The following is a 231-nucleotide window of genomic DNA, read 5'->3' on the forward strand; positions in this document are numbered from 1 at the left end:
GTATTCGACATATCAAACCCACGTACTTGATAAACGCGGTCCGTTACTTTGAATAAACCATTTGTCATATTAAGCTGAGCGATACGCCACAAACTTGGGTTAACAGAATCAGGTGCTTCTCCTTCAATAAACTTATAATCCTCCAAATCCCAAACTGCATGGCCATCTTCAGTATCTACTTTTACATGATCCCAAGTTCCAATAAAACCTTTTTTAGCATCATCAAAATCT

Annotated in this window: 1 pseudogene; it reads right to left on the bottom strand. The window is 37.7% G+C overall.

What is annotated here, in order from left to right:
* A pseudogene (locus ACX6XY_RS30530) lies at positions 1–231 on the bottom strand (MBL fold metallo-hydrolase); the annotation flags it as partial.

The sequence above is a fragment of the Streptomyces sp. O3 genome, assembly GCF_054788135.1.